This window comes from Kribbella sp. NPDC051620, assembly GCF_044453825.1.
In the GTDB taxonomy this organism is placed as follows: domain Bacteria; phylum Actinomycetota; class Actinomycetes; order Propionibacteriales; family Kribbellaceae; genus Kribbella.
Genome location: NZ_JBITDB010000004.1, coordinates 1,113,995 through 1,131,245 on the forward strand (window position 1 = coordinate 1,113,995; position 17,251 = coordinate 1,131,245).

19 protein-coding genes and 3 tRNA genes are annotated in these 17,251 nt (G+C 65.3%); 16 read left to right on the forward strand and 6 right to left on the reverse strand.

All coding sequences use genetic code 11. The annotated features are described in order from the left end of the window. The first annotated feature begins 521 nt into the window (after nucleotides 1-521). From ACIA12_RS24335 to ACIA12_RS24355, 5 genes are all read left to right on the forward strand, one after another. Complete coding sequence (locus ACIA12_RS24335; protein ID WP_396369333.1) at nucleotides 522-1,325, forward strand: methyltransferase domain-containing protein; 804 nt, start codon at nucleotides 522-524, stop codon at nucleotides 1,323-1,325. Then, nucleotides 1,285-1,431 (forward strand): hypothetical protein, encoded by a 147-nt coding sequence (locus tag ACIA12_RS24340; protein ID WP_396369334.1) that lies wholly within the window; start codon nucleotides 1,285-1,287, stop codon nucleotides 1,429-1,431. Before ACIA12_RS24335 ends, ACIA12_RS24340 begins: the two co-directional genes overlap by 41 nt. A gap of 469 nt (nucleotides 1,432-1,900) precedes the next feature. Then, nucleotides 1,901-2,842, forward strand: a complete 942-nt coding sequence (locus tag ACIA12_RS24345; protein ID WP_396369335.1) for a DUF4393 domain-containing protein — start codon at nucleotides 1,901-1,903, stop codon at nucleotides 2,840-2,842. Nucleotides 2,843-2,974: 132 nt separating this feature from the next. Further along, complete coding sequence (locus ACIA12_RS24350; protein ID WP_396369336.1) at nucleotides 2,975-3,328, forward strand: hypothetical protein; 354 nt, start codon at nucleotides 2,975-2,977, stop codon at nucleotides 3,326-3,328. A 607-nt stretch (nucleotides 3,329-3,935) separates the two neighbouring features. Further along, entirely contained in the window at nucleotides 3,936-4,856 is a 921-nt protein-coding gene (locus tag ACIA12_RS24355; RefSeq protein WP_396369337.1) for a DUF4238 domain-containing protein, read from the forward strand. A 37-nt stretch (nucleotides 4,857-4,893) separates the two neighbouring features. Here the strand turns inward: ACIA12_RS24355 and ACIA12_RS24360 are convergent, their stop codons facing one another. Continuing rightward, the gene (locus ACIA12_RS24360; protein ID WP_396369338.1) at nucleotides 4,894-5,571 is read right to left on the reverse strand and encodes an HAD family hydrolase; all 678 of its coding nucleotides are present in this window, start codon (nucleotides 5,569-5,571) and stop codon (nucleotides 4,894-4,896) included. Then, the gene (locus tag ACIA12_RS24365) at nucleotides 5,568-6,419 is read right to left on the reverse strand and encodes a GntR family transcriptional regulator (RefSeq protein ID WP_396369339.1); all 852 of its coding nucleotides are present in this window, start codon (nucleotides 6,417-6,419) and stop codon (nucleotides 5,568-5,570) included. The genes ACIA12_RS24360 and ACIA12_RS24365 overlap by 4 nt, the downstream gene beginning before the upstream one ends. 207 nt (nucleotides 6,420-6,626) lie before the next feature. Between ACIA12_RS24365 and ACIA12_RS24370 the strand changes: the two genes are divergently transcribed. From ACIA12_RS24370 to ACIA12_RS24420, 11 genes are all read left to right on the forward strand, one after another. Continuing rightward, nucleotides 6,627-6,875: a DUF6284 family protein gene (locus ACIA12_RS24370; protein WP_396369340.1), complete on the forward strand. Its 249-nt coding sequence runs from the start codon at nucleotides 6,627-6,629 to the stop codon at nucleotides 6,873-6,875. Next, nucleotides 6,872-7,489 (forward strand): Pycsar system effector family protein, encoded by a 618-nt coding sequence (locus ACIA12_RS24375; protein ID WP_396369341.1) that lies wholly within the window; start codon nucleotides 6,872-6,874, stop codon nucleotides 7,487-7,489. The genes ACIA12_RS24370 and ACIA12_RS24375 overlap by 4 nt, the downstream gene beginning before the upstream one ends. Beyond that, complete coding sequence (locus ACIA12_RS24380) at nucleotides 7,486-7,725, forward strand: hypothetical protein (protein ID WP_396369342.1); 240 nt, start codon at nucleotides 7,486-7,488, stop codon at nucleotides 7,723-7,725. The genes ACIA12_RS24375 and ACIA12_RS24380 overlap by 4 nt, the downstream gene beginning before the upstream one ends. Beyond that, nucleotides 7,722-8,564 (forward strand): ABC transporter permease, encoded by an 843-nt coding sequence (locus tag ACIA12_RS24385; RefSeq protein WP_396369344.1) that lies wholly within the window; start codon nucleotides 7,722-7,724, stop codon nucleotides 8,562-8,564. Before ACIA12_RS24380 ends, ACIA12_RS24385 begins: the two co-directional genes overlap by 4 nt. A gap of 1 nt (nucleotide 8,565) precedes the next feature. After that, a complete protein-coding gene (locus ACIA12_RS24390) occupies nucleotides 8,566-10,770 on the forward strand; it encodes a cell division protein FtsK (protein WP_396369345.1) in 2,205 nt (734 codons plus the stop codon). 197 nt (nucleotides 10,771-10,967) lie between these two features. Next, nucleotides 10,968-11,327, forward strand: coding sequence for a hypothetical protein (locus ACIA12_RS24395; RefSeq protein WP_396369347.1), 360 nt, complete (start codon nucleotides 10,968-10,970; stop codon nucleotides 11,325-11,327). After that, nucleotides 11,324-11,764 carry an RRQRL motif-containing zinc-binding protein gene (locus ACIA12_RS24400; protein WP_396369348.1) on the forward strand — a complete coding sequence of 147 codons (441 nt, stop codon included), beginning with the start codon at nucleotides 11,324-11,326 and terminating at the stop codon, nucleotides 11,762-11,764. The genes ACIA12_RS24395 and ACIA12_RS24400 overlap by 4 nt, the downstream gene beginning before the upstream one ends. 25 nt (nucleotides 11,765-11,789) lie before the next feature. Then, entirely contained in the window at nucleotides 11,790-12,668 is an 879-nt protein-coding gene (locus ACIA12_RS24405) for a bifunctional DNA primase/polymerase (RefSeq protein WP_396369350.1), read from the forward strand. Continuing rightward, a complete protein-coding gene (locus ACIA12_RS24410; RefSeq protein WP_396369352.1) occupies nucleotides 12,665-13,975 on the forward strand; it encodes a DUF3631 domain-containing protein in 1,311 nt (436 codons plus the stop codon). Before ACIA12_RS24405 ends, ACIA12_RS24410 begins: the two co-directional genes overlap by 4 nt. A 32-nt stretch (nucleotides 13,976-14,007) precedes the next feature. Then, a complete protein-coding gene (locus ACIA12_RS24415) occupies nucleotides 14,008-14,214 on the forward strand; it encodes a helix-turn-helix domain-containing protein (RefSeq protein WP_133979165.1) in 207 nt (68 codons plus the stop codon). After that, nucleotides 14,211-15,422, forward strand: coding sequence for a tyrosine-type recombinase/integrase (locus ACIA12_RS24420; protein WP_396369354.1), 1,212 nt, complete (start codon nucleotides 14,211-14,213; stop codon nucleotides 15,420-15,422). Before ACIA12_RS24415 ends, ACIA12_RS24420 begins: the two co-directional genes overlap by 4 nt. A gap of 73 nt (nucleotides 15,423-15,495) precedes the next feature. Here the strand turns inward: ACIA12_RS24420 and ACIA12_RS24425 are convergent. The 4 genes from ACIA12_RS24425 to ACIA12_RS24440 form a co-directional block, all read right to left on the reverse strand. Next, nucleotides 15,496-15,568: transfer RNA gene (locus tag ACIA12_RS24425), tRNA-Phe, on the reverse strand. A 47-nt stretch (nucleotides 15,569-15,615) separates the two neighbouring features. Continuing rightward, nucleotides 15,616-15,692: transfer RNA gene (locus tag ACIA12_RS24430), tRNA-Asp, on the reverse strand. Nucleotides 15,693-15,751: 59 nt separating this feature from the next. Further along, nucleotides 15,752-15,824 (reverse strand) — tRNA-Glu (locus ACIA12_RS24435). A 241-nt stretch (nucleotides 15,825-16,065) separates the two neighbouring features. After that, nucleotides 16,066-17,250: a hypothetical protein gene (locus ACIA12_RS24440; RefSeq protein ID WP_396369356.1), complete on the reverse strand. Its 1,185-nt coding sequence runs from the start codon at nucleotides 17,248-17,250 to the stop codon at nucleotides 16,066-16,068. Nucleotide 17,251: the final 1 nt, after the last annotated feature.

Consider the following 17,251-nt stretch of genomic DNA (forward strand, 5'->3'; position numbering starts at 1 on the left):
TTGACCTGCGCGTGGGAACGCCGCGTGTCAGGCCACGCGCGGCTTCTCAGGGGTTCAGATCAGCCTTCCAGGGGCTGTTGGCTCAACAACCCGGCGGCCATGGCGGATGCACGAGTCAAGCCGCATCAACTCGCTGTTGCGGCGCGATGTGGCCTGCAGGCGCCGGCGAATCACCAACGAGCCGAAGATGGTCGGCGACTTCGCGCGGTCGGCCGGCGGCCGGATTGTCACCGGCCATCGCCGCCACCGCTCATCTGTTCCAGGAGTTGGTCGAGGGTGTCGACATCCGCCTGACCATCGTCGCGGGGGAGTTCTTGTCGGGGTGCCTGACGACGTGCGACGGGGAGTGCTTGACCTGCTCCGCGAACTGCGGCTTGCCTTCGCTGCCTTGACTTCAGGGTTGTTCCTGGGCGTGGCTGGATCTTTCTCGAGGCCAATCCCAATGGACAATGGGCCTTCATTCCTGAGCTGCGGGATCGGATCGCTCAGGCGATCGCCGACTTTCTGGAGAGCAGTTGCCGATGAGCGAGCCGACTGCGAGCTTCGATCGCCAGGCAGCACAAGACCTGGACAAGATGGTCAGTGAACTCGTTGCGAGTGGCAACATCACTAATCCGCGTTGGCAGGAGGCCTTTAGGGCAGTGCCGCGCCATCTGTTCGTGCCGCGGTTCTATCGCAGCGATCAGAACGGCAACTCGATCGTCGACTCAGCATCCAGAGACGAGTGGCTTGCGGCTGTTTACTCCGATGTTCATCTGGTCACGACCGAGGATGTCAGGTCGTCGTCGACAGCGCCCAGTTTGATGGCGAGCATGCTCGAAGCGCTTGAGTTGACGGGCGACGAGCGGGTTCTCGAGGTCGGCACCGGGACCGGTTACAACGCGGCGCTCCTTTCGGAGAGGCTGGGAGCCGGCCAGGTGGTGAGCGTCGACATCGATCCAGATTTGATCGCACAGGCACGGGAGCGGCTTGAGGTGGCGGGCTACAGGCCGCTCGTTGCGGTCGCAGATGGAGTGAACGGTTACCCGGACGGCGGGCCTTATGACGCAGTTATCGCGACCTGTCGGCTCGACTACGTTCCACCCGCTTGGCTTCAGCAGCTTCGGCCCGGGGGAGTCATCGTGACTCCGATGGGCGCCGGTGTTGCTGTACTTCGGAATGCCGCAACCGGTTATGGCGGCGGGCCATTTCCTGCCGAACTCGGCCTACTTCATGCCCTTGCGTCACCAGCCGGAGCCGAGCGCTATCGGCGAGCTGATCCAGGTTGCCCTGAACGGGTCGGGGGTGAGCCGGCCCTACCGCTTCGAGACGTCGATCTATCGTGACGACGAGGCGCGGTTCTGGCTGGATCTGACCAATCCTGGCGTCCGTGCGATGGCCGTCGACGGCATCTCGGTGGTCGTCGCTCAGATGGCTCCTAGGCCCGCCTGACCGACGGCAGGGTGGTTCAAGGCGGTCCTGGCATGGTGTGGGACGACGTTGAGGCGGCGCATGGTGATTGGCTGGCCGCTGGACGGGCGTCTCGTGAGCAGTACCGCTTGACGATTACCGGGGCGGACCAAGACGTCTTCCTTGCTGGCGGTTGTGGCCTTCGGCACAGGCTGGGATCGCCGGGCGTCTGACCGGGCCGGGCGGCAGTGGTCATGCGCGACAGCGCCAATGTGCGGCTGCGAGGCGCGCGTGGGAAAGAAGATCCCTCCCCGGTAGGCCGGAGAGGGTGGTGTGGTCAGGGGCGGTCTCGAACCGCCGACCTTCCGCTTTTCCGTTCGACAGCGGCCCTCAGGTCCAGTGAAGACGTCGTAGGACAGCAGCGGTGACGGCGGTGCGCTGTCGATGGCTGGCGCTAGCCGTTGCGGTCTCCGCCCGGCAAACCCTGAGACGTGGGCACTACCCTGAGACGATGACTGGCGGCGAGATCGTGCCTGCTGCGAAGATCGCGGCGGCCGTAGCGAAGAAAGCCCTTAGCGACGCCGACGACCAGGCGATGCTTCAGGAGTTGGCGGCAGAATCCCCGAGGATGAGGGCAGCTGCGGAGAGTTACGCGCGCAGGACCGCAGTCAAGCAGGCTGTCCTACTGAGGCTCTACCAGCCGCTGGCAAGGTTCCTGGGCGTCTCGCGGACCTACTTCGACACCGACTTCCACTCGGATATGGCCGAAAAGCTGGCCTGCATACCGGACGAACACCTATCTACGCCCTCTGCGTCCGTCGCGATCCCGGCCATGGAGGGGCTGAGGTACTCCGTGGATGAGCCAGCGCTGAAGGAGATGTACCTCAACCTCCTAGCGACTGCCACGGACGCACGGACTCAGGAGACCGCCCATCCTTCGTTCGCCGAGATCATCAGACAACTCTCACCGCGTGAAGCCCCTATGCTGCTCGATTGTCTCCGACAGGTGCACACGCTTGTCCGGCTCAGGCGCAAGTCTGAGGATGGTAGAGGCGAGACGCCGGCCGCCAACCACCTCATGTATTTCACCAACGCTGAAACGTGGGAGCAGGTCGAGGAGCCCTCGCTGCCAGTGTGGATCGACAACTGGGCTCGGTTGGGGCTGGTGGATGCGAGCTACACCAGAAGCTTGACGGACAAGTCCAGGTACGACTGGGTGGAGACGAGCCCCCAGTACATGCGCCTCGCTGAGCTCGACCCTCGCGGAGGCGAGTCTCTTAGAATCGCGCAGGGCTTGCTTGGTCCGAGCGACTTCGGCGCACAGTTCCGCTCCGCTGTTTCGTTCGATGGAGTGCCGATGACAGGTGCTCCTGGCGTGAGGCCAGAGCGATCCGATCAAGCGTCGCCAACCTCGCCTACTGCGGCCGCAGAGCTTCCGATTATTGCGGGCTAGCAACGTGGCCCATGCCCGGGGTCGTGCGCTGGCTGCCGATGGCGCTGGCTGTTGCTGGACCGATTGCTGGACCTAGGCCACGTGTCACGTGCCACTTTGGGTCGCCTTAGCCAGCGCTCCACTCACCGCGAATTGAACGGAACTGGTGCGAGTCGGCCCTACCGTTTCGACACCTCGATCTATCGCGACGACGAGGCGCGATTCTGGCTCGACCTGACCAACCCCGATGTTCGCGCGATGACCGTGGACGGTGTGTCGATTGTCTTCCGCTCGGACGGAGCCTGGGCTCACCTCATTGAGGACCTGGTGGTCCAAGGCGGTCCCGGCAGTGTCTGGGACGACGTCGAGGCTGCACATGACGATTGGCTCGCTGCGGGTCGGCCGTCACGCGAGCAATACCGGTTGAGGATCACGGACGCTGGGCAGGATGTCTTCCTCGCTGGTCGTCCTGGCCCGATGCACCGGTTGAGACCTTTGCCCGGCTGAGATCGTCGGGGCGTTCGGCGCTGGGCCCACGACGGACTCGAGTTGCTGGGGGCGACGACTGAGTACACGACGGCGACGATGGTGGTCGAGGCGTGCGACAGCACGCAGAGCACGCGGCGGCAGCCGCACGGCCGGCGAAGCCGGAACATCGGCGTCAGCCGCAAAAGGTCGGCGATAGCCGGTAATCCCGGCGGCAGCCGGCAAGGTGCCGGCGGAGCCGGAGGGTGGGCGGGAGCGGGCGTAGCTGGCGCCTGGAGGAGCGTAGCGACGGAAGGTGGCTGCGGAGGTCGCGTGGGAAGAAAAACCCTCTCCGGAGGACGGAGAGGGATGGTGTCCAAGGTGTGGTCAGGGGCGGTCTCGAACCGCCGACCTTCCGCTTTTCAGTTCGACAGCGGTAACCGGGGCATACTGCTGAACAGTCGGAGGCTAGGTCTGCCAACCGGGATCTGGTGGTCGCTGGTGCTGGCTGTTGCGGTACCTGTTGCGGTAGTCCCTGCGCTCATCCGCAGCCGTTAGATTAGAAGCGCAGACGGCGCGGGGACTGTGGTGTGACGGTTGGCTTGCGTGAATCCTCCGGGAAGGCCGATGGCAGTAGTAAGGTTGTTGGGTGGTTGATCCGTTTTCTGAGATGCACCATCTCGTGTCGAAGGCCTATCAGTGGAACTTTGCCACCGAAGATCGCCGAGTTGCCGTCATTGATGCCCGCACGGGCAAGATCATTGATCGAAGGAGAGCAGTCAAGCACAACTTCGCCCGCGCGGGTTATAGTGCCGTGGTCGATCGTGATGGCGTAGCGGATTCGCGACTGGAGCGGGAATTCTCCAAGATAGAGACCCCAATCCTTCATCAAATCAGACAGGTTACAGCTGGTGGTCGGGGGCGTGAGCAGCGTGCGGCCGTAATCAACCTGTTTGCGCTCCATCTCGTTCGCAGTGAAGCATTCGAGGCGAAACACGGTCGGATTGTCGAGGATCTTCGGCGCGAGTGGCTGCCAGATCTTGCGTCTAACCAGGAGCTTCGCGAGCAATATGCCGCTGAACTTGGCGTAGACTCAACTGACGAAGATATCATCGAGCTTGGCGAACGAATCCTCACGGAGAATGTTCGCAGTAATCGAATGCACGTTGACGGTATGGTGAGAATGCACAATAAAATCGCCGACCAACTCGCGAAATTCCATGTGCAGGTGATTACGTCTGAGCGGTTGGGGATGGGGTTTGCGCTCGGCGATATTCCGGTGGTTCATGCCAATACCAAGCAAGGGCGCTATGGGTTCCGAGATGATCTTGCTATTGGTGACGCGGATCTAATAATCGGTCCTCTTACGCGCACAACTGCGGCGGCATTGACGGTGCGGCCGGTGGATTCGGCCAAGTTGGCCGTCAAAAAAAGGATGCAGGAGATAAATGCAGTGTTCGCGCGAGCGGCGCTAAATGAGGTTGCCTGTCATCCCGATGATGTGGCTGATGTGCGCCGAGTGTGTGAACAGCAGGACCGATTCTCGACCAAGTGGCTTGCTGGCGGCTGAGGCGATATGTGGCCCAGGGGTCGGAACTCCAAAGTCTTCAGCGGATAGCTGTCAGGAGGTCGTGCATGGTTGTCAGCACGGCGTCGCAACCGGCGTCTTGGAATGCCTCGACCTTGCCCGGTTTGTTCGCGTAGCCAATGGTCGAAACGCCAGCTGCGCGACCGGCCTCAATATCCGTGGTCTGATCACCTATGAAGACACATGAGGATGGGGCTACGTGGAGCGCCCCGAGCGCTCGTTCGATGAGATGAGGGTCGGGCTTCATTAGTGTTGGATCGGATGGATTCCGTCCCTCTACGTGGGAAACCTCCTCGGTGAGTCCGACTTTGGTTAGGTACTCAGTGACAGCCTCCGCGTAGTTGTTGCTTACCACGGCGACCAGTCGCCCGGTCGCGACGCATGCTGCGATAGATTCTGCCGCGCCGGGTGTTGGGCGGGCCGTTTCGATAGCTTTCAGTTCGGCCTTCTGGAGGGCTACTTCCAGTTGCTGAGCTAGGTCCGGGTCACCCGCTGCTGCGAGGAGCAGCTCGTGCGGGCTTGTGGCCTGCGCCAAGGCAGGGACCAGCTCGCCGCGAAGCTGGCGCGTCAGATCTAGGAGCTCGCGCGTGATCTGCGGGGCTGGATAGCCGTCAAAGACTGAGCAGATGGGGCCGTCGAAGTCGAAGAGCACGACTCGGGCAAGGCTGAGGATCTTGGTCAGGGGATCAGTAGTCACAGCTCGCGGACCTGCCCTAGCGTCTGCCAGATGCTGTCGAACCAGCGGCGTGCCTGGTCGACGTACTGCGAACCGGTAGCCCGGTCGTCGTCGCTGATCGAGTGGTGGAAGAGGACGGTGTCCTTGCCGACGGCATCGAAGGTCGAGACCGGTTTGCCGTCGATCTCGACGTCTCGCTCTACGACTGGGTAGAAGCCGAAGAACACCTCTTCTTCGTTCAGGGCATAGAGCTTGAACATCATCGGTAGACCGATGACGCGCAGTTCAGCGGCGACCTTGGAGACCAAGCCCAGCTCGCCTAGCTCGCGGATCGACTCAAGGATCTCTCCGGCTGACCGGTTCGCGATCTTCTCAACGCGTGCTCGGACGGCCGGATCGTCACCGGGATCCTTGCCCGCGCGCGACGGCACGGCCATGGGCTGGGAGAGGTCCGGCAGGAGCATCCGGATCGTGATCGACTGAGGGGTAAGGCGGCCGCGTCTGATGCGGTCGATGGGCTCTTCGAGAGCGCCTAGGAGTGTCTCGCCGGTTAGGCCGGCAAAGTCGATCGTGACTGTGTCGCGCTCGAAAGCCTTCTCGATGTGGGGGCGGAGGCCGACGGCCTGGTCGGCCTGCTCGCGTACATACACGCCGCTGCCGACTCGGGACACGATCAGACCCTCGTCCCGCAGTACCCGTAGGGACTGCTGGATGGTCATGCGGGCTACGCCGTACTGAGTCGATAGGTCGTTCTGGGACGGGAGTTTCTCCCCCGCCTTGAACTTGTGCGTGAGGATCGCCGCGCGCAGCGCGTTAGCGACCTGCTTGTACGGCGGGCGCGGGTCAGTCGGGTCTAGCTGCTGCTCCATGACCCTGATCCTACTACCTGACTAGGCAGGCTAGGTGAGCTGTGCCGAAAAGCTTGACCTGACTAGCCAGGCTATGTAGGTTAGCCACATGACGACCTGGCTAGGCAGGTTGGTCAGGTTGAAGCAAGTTTGAGAGCGACGCCCCGGTGGCTGGAACCACCGAGGCGTCTGGGTCGCACTAGTCCATTGCGTAGAGGAGCACAACCCGTGAACATCATCCCCCTTCTGGCCGTCGAGGACGACGAGCCGACCCCGGCCGATCTGGCCGGTATCGAGCGTGAATGGCCGCTGCTGGCAGCCGAACTGGAGTTGCTGGACGCCGAGATCTCGTTCATCAACGCGGGCCGGAACGCGTCGGAGCTGGATCGGCGCCGGATCCGCCGTGCGGAGCACCGGGTCTTGGAAGCCGCCCGTGATTTGGCCGACCGTGAGCCGGAGTCGGAGGACGTGGCGTGACTGGCATCGATCACACACAGGAAGCCGTCCTGAACCTGAAGGACGCCGACGACGCACTGAGCGCCGCGAGCGAGCTGTACCGCCTCCGCCGCGCCCAGGTCCACGCGACTCTTGCCCTCGCGCCCGTCAGTGACGGCGAGCTGGCGAAGGCTCAGAAGGTTTACGACTCGGTTGCCGGGTCGATCGGTAAGGCCGACGCGAAGGCCGGTTTTGTCGCCACCTTGAACACGGCGGTTCTGGCGGGTGTTGTGGCGCTGGTTCACCTGAACCGGCTCGGTAATGCGGGGCGGGTGCTGGTGGCGCTGGGTGTGGCGCTGATGGTCGCTGCGCTGCTGTGCGCGGTCGCGGTGGTGCTGCCGATCCTGCGGGCTCGCCACACCAAGCACGGCAGCGGCAATGTCTTGTACTTCGGCACCGTCCGGCACTACACCCCGGACGAGCTGGCCGACCGGCTGGCCGGTGAGGACACCGCCCGCGAGATGTGCGCTCAGGCCGTTGTCCTGAGCCGGTTGAGCTGGATCAAGCACCGGCTCTTGCAGGTGGCCATGCTTGCCACGATCGCCGGGGCCACCGTCACCGGCCTGACCCTTCTGCTGACCGGAGGCGTGCGATGAGCCGCCATCGGCCGATGACGTTTCGCGCGGTGCTGTCGGTGCGGTTGGGCGTCGATGAAGACCGCCTCTATGACGAGCTGGAGTCCCGACTCGGAGAGCTGCTGGCCATCGTGTCCGGCGATGTACCGGGCACCGATTCGGCCGCTGTCGCGGTCGCTCACGCGGACCTGTGGGTCCTCACCGGATTCGTTGACGACGCCCGCCGCGCGCTTGCAGGTAAGGAGATTCACGCATGAGCACCCCGCTGCGCACGACCTACCCGGTACCGGTGGAAGACCTGATCCCGGCGGCTCGCAAGCTCGCTGACGAGGCAGGCGCGGTGCCGTCGCAGAACCGGCTGATGAAGCATTTCCGGATCGGCAAGGAGAAGGCCAAGGCGGTCCGCTTGGCGCTGATCGGGGAGGACGCTGCGGTCACCGGGACGCACCTGCACACCGTGCCGGACCCGGTCGAGTCCGCACCTGAGACCGAGGCTGATCCGACCGTCGAGGAGATGCCCCGCGCGGTGGCCGGAGGGGCATCTCCGCAGGTCACAGCGCCTGTAGACCCGGTGGCCGTTGCCGACTCACCCCAATCTGAAGGGGTTCCCGCGGCTGCCCTTCCGGTGACTGCGAGCGAGCCCAGTGAGGCGGCTCGGTCGGTGCGGTCGTGGCCGGTGCTGCTGTTGGCGCTGCCCGCGTTCGTCGCGGTCTGGTCGGGCTGGGTTGGACTCGGCACTCTGACCGGGTTTGGTGTCGTTCACCCGCTGCCCGGTATCGCGGACGGGTTCACGATCAACTCCGCCATCACGCTCCCGATCGGTGTCGAGACGTACGCCGCGTTCGCGCTGCGGGTCTGGCTGTCAGGTCAGGTCCCGGCATCGGCTCGCCGGTTCGCGAAGTGGTCGGCGCTGTCCGCGCTGGTGCTCGGTGCGCTCGGTCAGGTCGCCTATCACCTGCTAGAGGCAGCCGGGGTCACTCGCGCGCCGTGGCAGATCACCACCGTTGTCGCCTGTCTGCCCGTCGCCGTGCTCGGCATGGGTGCCGCGCTGGCCCACCTGATCCACGCCCGTCCCGCCCAGAGCGAGGGGAACTGACATGAGCGAGCTTCCGAACGAGACCGTGCCTGACCCGATCGACCTGGACGCTCACCGCGCCCGCCGCGATGATGCCTCGCAGACGCCGGACGACAATGCCGGCAAAACCGTGCCGCTGTCGGCTGGTGAGGTCGAGCGGATGGATACCGCCTATGAAGTCGCCCTAGACGAAGACGCTGAGACCGGCGCGAGCAAGGTGCTGGTTCCGGTGGATGCGCCTGGTCAGGCGGTTCCGGTGACAGCGGGCGAGCGGCTGCCGATCATCCCGGTTCATCTGCTTCCGCAGAACCTCCGCGCCACCATCCGCCGCGCGGTCGCCCGGTCGGGCCACGTCGCCGCGTTCCACGCGGTCCGGTCGCCTTGGTACGGCTGCAAGCTCGCATGGTTCGCCGGGCGCGGCTTCACTCGCGTGGTCAGCAACCAACTGCGCTGGTGGTGGGTGCCGAACTCGTTTGCCCTTGAGCAGAAGGCTGCTGACGGAAACGAGCTGAAGGAGTGGGAGAAGATCCACCGCGAGCTGAAGAGAACGAGGCTTTGGCGTGGTGGCGTTCTGGCGGCCCAGAACATCGGGCTAGCCGTTAGTGCGCCGATTGCCCTGAACGCGGCTCCTACGGCCGCTGTGGCGCTTGCTGGTGCTGGTCTGGTCGCGGCTGCTGCGCACTACGGCCGCCCGGCCGGTCAGACACTAGTCGGTACTGCAGTGGTCGCGCCGCGCTTCCGGAAGCTGAACTCGGACATCGTGCTGCGGGCCTACTACGCGGCAGGACTCGGCAAGCCCGACCGCACTGACCAGGAGGTGCGGTTCGGGTCGCAGATGTCTCGCGATGCCCGCAACACCGGGTCACAGGTGCTGGTGGATCTCCCGTACGGCAAGGGCTGGACCGACGTGGCGAACTGCCGGGAGAAGATCGCTTCGGGTCTGGATGTCCATGTAAATCAGGTGTTTCTGACGCCGGATAAGACCAGCTCGCGACGGCACACGTTGTTTGTGGCCGACCGTGATCCGCTCGCGGTGCCGGTGGGCCGGACGTCGCTGCTGGACTGCAAGCGTCGCTCGATTTGGAAGGCGTTCGTGATCGGGCGCGATGAGCGGGACTCGCCGGTCAAGCTGTCGCTGATGTGGAACTCGCTGCTGGTCGGTGCCCAGCCCCGTAAGGGCAAGACGTACTTCGCCCGCCTGCTGGCTCTGTATGCGGCGCTGGATCCGAATGTGCGGTTGATCGTTGTTGATGGCAAGAACTCGCCGGACTGGCTGGCGTTCAAGAAGGTTGCCCACCGCATCGTGTTCGGTACCCATCCCAACCCGAACACCGATGACCCGATCGAGACGTTCCGGGCGATCCTGGACGAGATCCTTGCCCACATCGACCGGGTGAACTCGATCCTGACCACGCTGCCGGTGGAGCTGTGCCCCGAAGGCAAACTCACCGAGGAACTCCACAACGATCCCCGTTATCCCGACCTGCATGTCCTGGTGTTGGTGATGGAGGAGTTTCAGGTGTACTTCGAGACCGAGGACCAGGCGGTCAACAAGGAGATCGCCGCCAAGCTGTCCCGCATTCAGGCGGTCGGCCCGTCGGCTGGTGTGATCATCGAGTCCAGCTCGCAGAAGCCGTCCGGGGTCGGCGCGGGCGACGTGGCCCGGCTCTTCAACCGGTACAGGGATAACCACACCCTGCGATTCGCCCTGAAGTGCGGCAACCGGGTCGTTTCGGAAGCGATCTTGGGCGGCGACGCCTACCAGGAAGGCTTCGACGCCGCCACCCTGCCGGTGGGTGATGAGTACCGGGGCGTTGGCTACCTGTACGGCGCTTCCGACGCGACACCCACGGTGCGGACCGAGCTGGCCGACGCCACGGACGCGGACAAGATCCTGACCGCCGCGAGGGTGCTGCGGGAACGGCTCGGGCTGCTGTCCGGCATGGCCGCAGGCGAGGAGATGCGCCGCGCCAGCCGTGACGTCCTGGCCGACATTCTCACGGTGATGGGTGCCGACAGTGCCGCGCACTGGGACACGATCGCTGGTCGGTTGGCCGAGCAGATGCCCGAGCAGTACGACGGCACAACTCCCGACGCCATCAGCGCCCAGGCGCGCGGCCTGAACGTGTCCAGCGTCAACGTCAAGCGGGACGGTGCGACCCGCAAGGGCGCTCGCGGCGACGACATCCGGGCCGCGATCGCTCGCCGCGACGGCACCGGCAGCTAGTACGCCGGCAACGCGGAGAGTAACCAACTCAACAGGGGCAGCGGGACACCAGAAGTAGCGGCCTGGCCGCTACCGGTAGCGGCAACGCTACCCGTCCCGCTACCCCGCAACCCAGACCTGACCTGGCCGTTTGTTTCCGCGTAGCGGGTAGCGGCCACGGCTCCTCACGCCCAAAAACAGCTCTCTGGAGGCATTCCATGCCCACCACCCCCGCTACCGCTATCCCCGAGGCCGCTACCCACGGTAGCTACCTGGGTAGCGCCACGCTCGACCTCACCGCTACCGCCCACAGCCTCGCCCAGGCCGCCACCGTGGCACTCATCGTGACCGGCGTCGCCGCGTTCTACCTGCTCACCTGTGCTGTCTGGCCGTTCGGGAAGTGCCGCCACTGCAAGGGCGTCGGCAAGTTCAAATCGCCGTTCGGCAACGCCTTCCGGCACTGCGGCCGGTGCGACGGCTCCGGGCTACGGGTCCGGTTCGGTCGGAAGGTCATCGGCTACTACCGGCGTACCCGCAGCCTGGGTGACAACTCGACCAGCAAGGCGGACAAGAAGTGACCGCGCCGCTGATGGAACGCGCGTCCCTGCACCCGGCCGCGTCGCGCTACATCACCTTGTGGGACGGGCGAACCGTCATCGGATGGGACCACGGCGGAACTCCGGTGTTCCGGTTCAAGTGGGCACCTGCCGGACTGGTCACCCGCCGCCAGCTCCGCGCGATGCGGATGTGCCCAGGCGGTCACGAGCCCTACGCGCTGCTGGTGTGGCGCAACGGGCAGCGCTGGGCCTGGCTCTACCGCCTCGACCTCGCCAAGCCGTCACGCGTCGCCTCACCGGCCCAGCTCAACGCGCTGGACAAGGCGATGGAAGCGCGCCGCCGCTGCAAGCTCTGCGGCCGAGTCACCACCTACTGCATCCCGACCAGCGATGGCCGCTGCGTCGAGTGCATGACCGGCGACTACCGCAACGCCACACCCAACGCCTACGCCGCCTGAAATACCTCGAGGGGAGAACTCACCGATGAACGAGATCCTCACCGCAGCACTCGCCGCCGCAGGACGCGGCTGGCCGGTGTTCATGCTCGGCCGCTCTAAGCGGCCGGTCGCCAACTGCGACGCCTGCCGCGCCGCCACCGACCACGACCCCGCGACCTGCGGGCACCTGACCTGCCACGGCTTCTACGCCGCCAGCACCGACCCGGCCCGCGTCACCGCGAACGTCGCCGCTGTCCCGCGCGGTCAGCTCGCCGTCCGGACCGGTGCTGTGTCCGGGCTCCTGGTGGTCGATGTCGATCCCGCGCACGGCGGGACGAAGAGCATGACCGATCTCCTGAACGAGGGCTTGCTGCCGCGCACGCTGCGGGTCGTCACCGGCTCGGGAGGGCAGCACCTGTACTACCGCCACCCTAGACAGCACATGCCGTCGCGGCCGATGCCTGGACGGCCGGGAATCGACGTCAAAGCCGATGGCGGATACGTCGTCCTGCCGCCGTCGCTTCATCACCGAACAGGCTTGCCGTACCGGTGGGCGACCGTCAGCGGACCGGACGTGGAGGAGATGCCCCCCGCTCTGATCGCCGCGTGCCTGCCGCCTATGCCGGCCGAATTGGCCACCCCACACACCAGGCCGACCACCGCGCAGCCGGGCGGGGGCATCTCCCATCCGGACAAGCTCCTCGCGGCTCACCTGGACGCCGTCCGCCGTGCCCCGAAGGGGAAGCGCCGCGCGACTCTCTACGGCGCTGCGAGGGGGATTGCGCGGATGGTCGCGGCCGGTGCCATCGACCAGGCCGACGCCGTCACCGCCCTGACCTTCGTCGGACATCAAGCCGCCCAATCCGAGCGAGACATCAGAGCCGCCATCGCTGGCGGTTTCCGTGACGAAGGGATCGCCGCATGACTGACGACAACCGCGACCAGGCCGAGCCCGTCGACGGTGCCGAGTTGCTCGACGACATGGCCGCGACCATCACCCGCTACGTGATCCTGCCGAGCACGTCAGCGCTGACCGCAGTCGTGCTGTGGACTGCAGCCACGCATGCCATTCCGGCCTGGAACTGTGCGCCCCGCTTGGTGATCCGGGCGCCAGAACGGCGCTGCGGAAAGTCCCGATTGCTGGACATGGTCGAGGGCATGTCGCACCGGCCGTTGATGACGGTCAACGCCTCACCGTCGGCCGTGTACCGGTCCATTGGTGTCGCGCCGTCTGATCCGCCGACTCTGTTGATCGACGAGGCCGACACGATCTTTGGCCCGAAGGCAGGCGACAACGAAGATCTGCGCGGCCTTCTGAACGCTGGTCACCAGCGCGGCCGCCCTGCGCTGCGGTACGACGCCAGTAGCAAGTCGGTGGAGAAGATCGCCACGTTCGCCATGGCCGCACTCGCAGGGATTGGCGCGATGCCGGACACCATCGAGGACCGGGCCGCTGTCATCCGGATGCGTCGCCGTGCACCGGGGGAGAAGGTCGCGCCGTACCGCGTCGGCCGCGACGGTCCCGAGCTGGACGAGCTGCGGCAACGGCTGAACCAATGGCTCACCGGCCACGTCAAGGAGCTGCGCAACGCCACCCCGGACATGCCGCTCGAAGACCGAGCCGCCGACACGTGGGAACCCATGATCGCCATTGCCGACCTGGCGGGCGGCCAGTGGCCACGCGCCGCCCGTAAGGCCGCCGTCGCTCTCACCAGCGACCGCGACGCGGGCGACGAGAGTTCCATCCCGACCCGGCTGCTAGCCGACTGCCGAACCGCGTTCCAAGACGCCGACGCGTTGCCGACTCAGCTCTTGTTGGAGCGGCTGCGCAGTGACGCTGAAGGGCCGTGGGCATCGATGGGCGCGGCCGGACTGACCGCGATGAAGATGGGCAATCTGCTGCGCGATTTCGAGATCCGCAGCGACACCATCCGGTTCCCTACGGGGCAGGCCAAGGGCTACTACCGCAGCGATTTCGCCGACGCGTGGAACCGCTACTGCCCCGAGTCAAAACCAGCCGCTGGGGAAGCCGTACCAGCCGTACCAGCCGTAACTTCGCAGGTCAGCCCCGAAGAGGCTTCTGCCGTTGGTACGGCTCAAGCCGTACCAACGAACCAAGCCTCCTTGACCCTGACCTGCGAAAACGAGGCTGGTACGGCTGGTACGCCTTGGGGCCCCCGGCCTGTACCGCCCCTTGCCGACGACGCACACCCGAACCGCGAGATCGCATGAGCATGCCCGGACAGAACGGAGCTGCACCACTGATGACCACGATCCAGATTGCTGACGCGGACCGGCTGTTGATCACCACGGAAGACGCTGCCGCACGGCTGGGCATCCATCGCTCGACTCTCTACGACCTGATTCGTAGCCGGAAGCTCAAGACCGTCAAAATCGGCGCTCGCCGGTTGGTGCGGGTCTCGGCTCTGGAAGAAGCAATCCAACTACTGGAAGAGGAGACCGCAGCATGAGGGCCGCTAACGGTGATGGCTCGATCTACTACCGGGCCAGCAAAGATCTGTGGTTTGGAGCGGCCTATGTCCTCCAGGCCGACGGGACAACCGCTCGGAAAGAGGTGTCCTCCAGGAACCGAGATGTGGTGGTTCAGAAGCTCCGGAAGCTCCAGACGGACTCGGACCAGGGGATCCCGGCCGAGGCGACGAACTGGCAGCTCGAAGCATTCTTGCGCTACTGGTTGGAGCACATCGTGAAACCCGCGAGGAAGCCAAAGACCTACCAGGGGTACGAGCTGGTGGCGCGAGTGCATCTCATCCCCGATCTTGGAAAGAAGAAGCTGCACAAGCTCACCGGCGCCGATGTGCGGTTGTTCATGAAGCGTCTGCGGAACACCTGCCTTTGCTGCAAGCACGGATACGACGCACGACGCGGCGACAAGAAGCGGTGCTGCGCAGTTGGGCGGTGCTGTGAACGGCATCCATCAGACAGGCTGGTGGAGCAGGTTCACGCCGTACTGCGGAATGCGCTGCAGGCCGCTGTTCGCGAAGAAGTGCTGCGGCGGAACGTGGCCAAGCTGGTCCAGGTGCAGGGCGCGCAGTACGACACGAATCGCGGAGCCACCGAAGAGCAGGCGCGGCTATTGCTGAAGGCGGCCAAGCCGACCCGGCTTTACGCGCTGTTCGTATTGGCCCTGTTCATGGGGCTGCGACGCGGCGAGCTGCTCGGGCTGAAGTGGGATGACATCGACTGGGCCGAGAAGACTGTGACTGTCCAGCGAACTCTTCAGCGCGTCAATGGTGCGCTGCGAGCTGTCACCCCGAAGACCAAGAAGTCTCGCCGGACGGTGCCGCTGATTGAGCTGTGTCTAGAGGCGTTGCGGGTTCACAAGGTGCTGCAAGCAAAGGAGCGGCTCGCGGCCGGCAAAAAGTGGGTCAATACCGGCTACATCTTTACGACTGAGATCGGGACGCCGATCGAGCCGGACAACCTGCGCAGGGATTGGTACCCGTTGCGAGTGCAGGTCGGGTTGGGGGAGATGCGCTTCCACGATCTGCGGCACTCATGCGTGACCCTGCTTCTCCGGCTGGGTGTTCCGCCTCACATCGTGCAGGCGATCGTCGGGCACGCTGACGTACAGGTGACGATGGCGATCTACGCGCATGCATCGCTTGAGGATCAGCGGAAGGCGCTAGAGCAGCTTGGGGAGGCAGTCGCCGGATGAGGTTGCGGTACCTGTTGCGGTACTAGCGGGGGAGTCGGCGGATCTCGGACCGAGATCCACGCTCAATTATGTGTGGTCAGGGGCGGTCTCGAACCGCCGACCTTCCGCTTTTCAGGCGGACGCTCTACCAGCTGAGCTACCTGACCGGGAGAGATAAATGGCGGCGGTGTGTGGACACCCGCCGCCACTCTCCTGGCGACCCAGACGGGACTCGAACCCGCGACCTCCGCCGTGACAGGGCGGCACGCTAACCAACTGCGCTACTGGGCCTAGCAACTCGATGATGCTACACCATCATTCGAGCCTTACTGACATTGGTCTTTCGACCGTATCCCCAACGGGATTCGAACCCGCGTTACCGCCTTGAAAGGGCAGCGTCCTAGGCCACTAGACGATGGGGACTCGGACCGCGGGAGCCGAAGCTCCGGGGACATCGGTAAGCATAGAGGACACTTCGCCGAGGTCCAAAACGGGTTCTTTCGCAACGGTGGGGACGAGGGCTGCCGGCCCTCCATCGACTACTGGGCAGGCGAATGGAGGCCGCCGTACGCCGGCTGGTCAGGGCCGGCCGGCGTACGGCGGGGAGGGGCGCATGGGGTGCCGGGGGAAGGGGGAAGGGCACGCCCACGCTGCAGGTAGGAGGTCAGCTGGTGGCGTCTGGGGCGATCAGCTGGGGGTACTGCGCCTTGAAGAGGTCGAAGAAGGTCAGGGCCGGGAGGATGTGCCCCTGGGGGCGGGCGGAGTCGGCGACACCGTAGGCCCACAGGGCGGAGCGCATGCGCTGGTTCGGGGTGCCGTGGTGCTCGTTGGCGGTGAAGCCGCAGTCGCCGATCTGGAAGAACATCTGGCTGAACAGCTGGACCCGCTTCCACTGCATCGCCGCGCCGCGGGCGTGGGTCAGGAAGTACGCGCTGAACGTGTCCGCCGACAGCTCGGCCCAGCGCGACGCCTCCGGCGCCGGGAGGTCGGCCCGCATCAGGTTGTCGGCGTACTGGATGTGGTGGCCGAACTCGTGGGCGAGGATCGCCTGCGGGGCCACGTCACCCAGACCGACCTGGTCGAAGCCCTCCATCACGCCGTCGCCGAACGCGATCCGCTTGGGCGTCCGGCCGACGCCGGGCAGGTCCTCACCAGGAGCGGCGTACGCGTTGAAGGTGAAGATGGGCAGGTCGCCGTACCCCATCGCCGCGGAGTTCAGCTGCTTGGCGACGAAGTCCGCCGAGAACCTGGAGGGGGCGTCCGCCAGGTGGTAGACCTTCGTGAACACCCGGTAGTTGAGCTCGGGATCGAGCATCGCGCGGCCGTGCGCGGGGATCAGCTGGATGTCACCGGACGGGATGTCCCAGAAGTTCTTCAGGTCACGGAAGGTGTGCGTGGCGGCAATCGTGTACTGGCCGTGGGAGCCGAACGTGAACGGCCCGGTCTGGGGCAGGTAGGCCGCGTCGACCAGGGCCATGTTGTAGATCAGTACGTGCAGCGCCGCCAGCAGTTGGTCGAAGTTCCATTTCGAGGCCGGAGCCAGTACCGCGGCCAGTACCGGCGGGGTGGCGTTCGAGCACTCGTACTGCGTGGGGTCGATCGCGTCGATCAGGGCCCGCTGCAGGCTGTCGTCGATGCCCAGCTCGGCGTTGAGGGCCTCGGCCCGCTGCCGTGCTGCCGGCAGCTGGTCCAGGAGGTACTGCTGCTCGGGTGTCAGGTGTTCCGGGATGGCGAGCTTCGTGATGCCGGTGGCCGGGGCCGTAGCCGTGGTGGAGGCGAGGGCGGGGGTGGCCGTGAAGCCGAGAGCGGCAGTGGCGATGACGGCCGCCCAGATCGTGGGCTTTCTCATA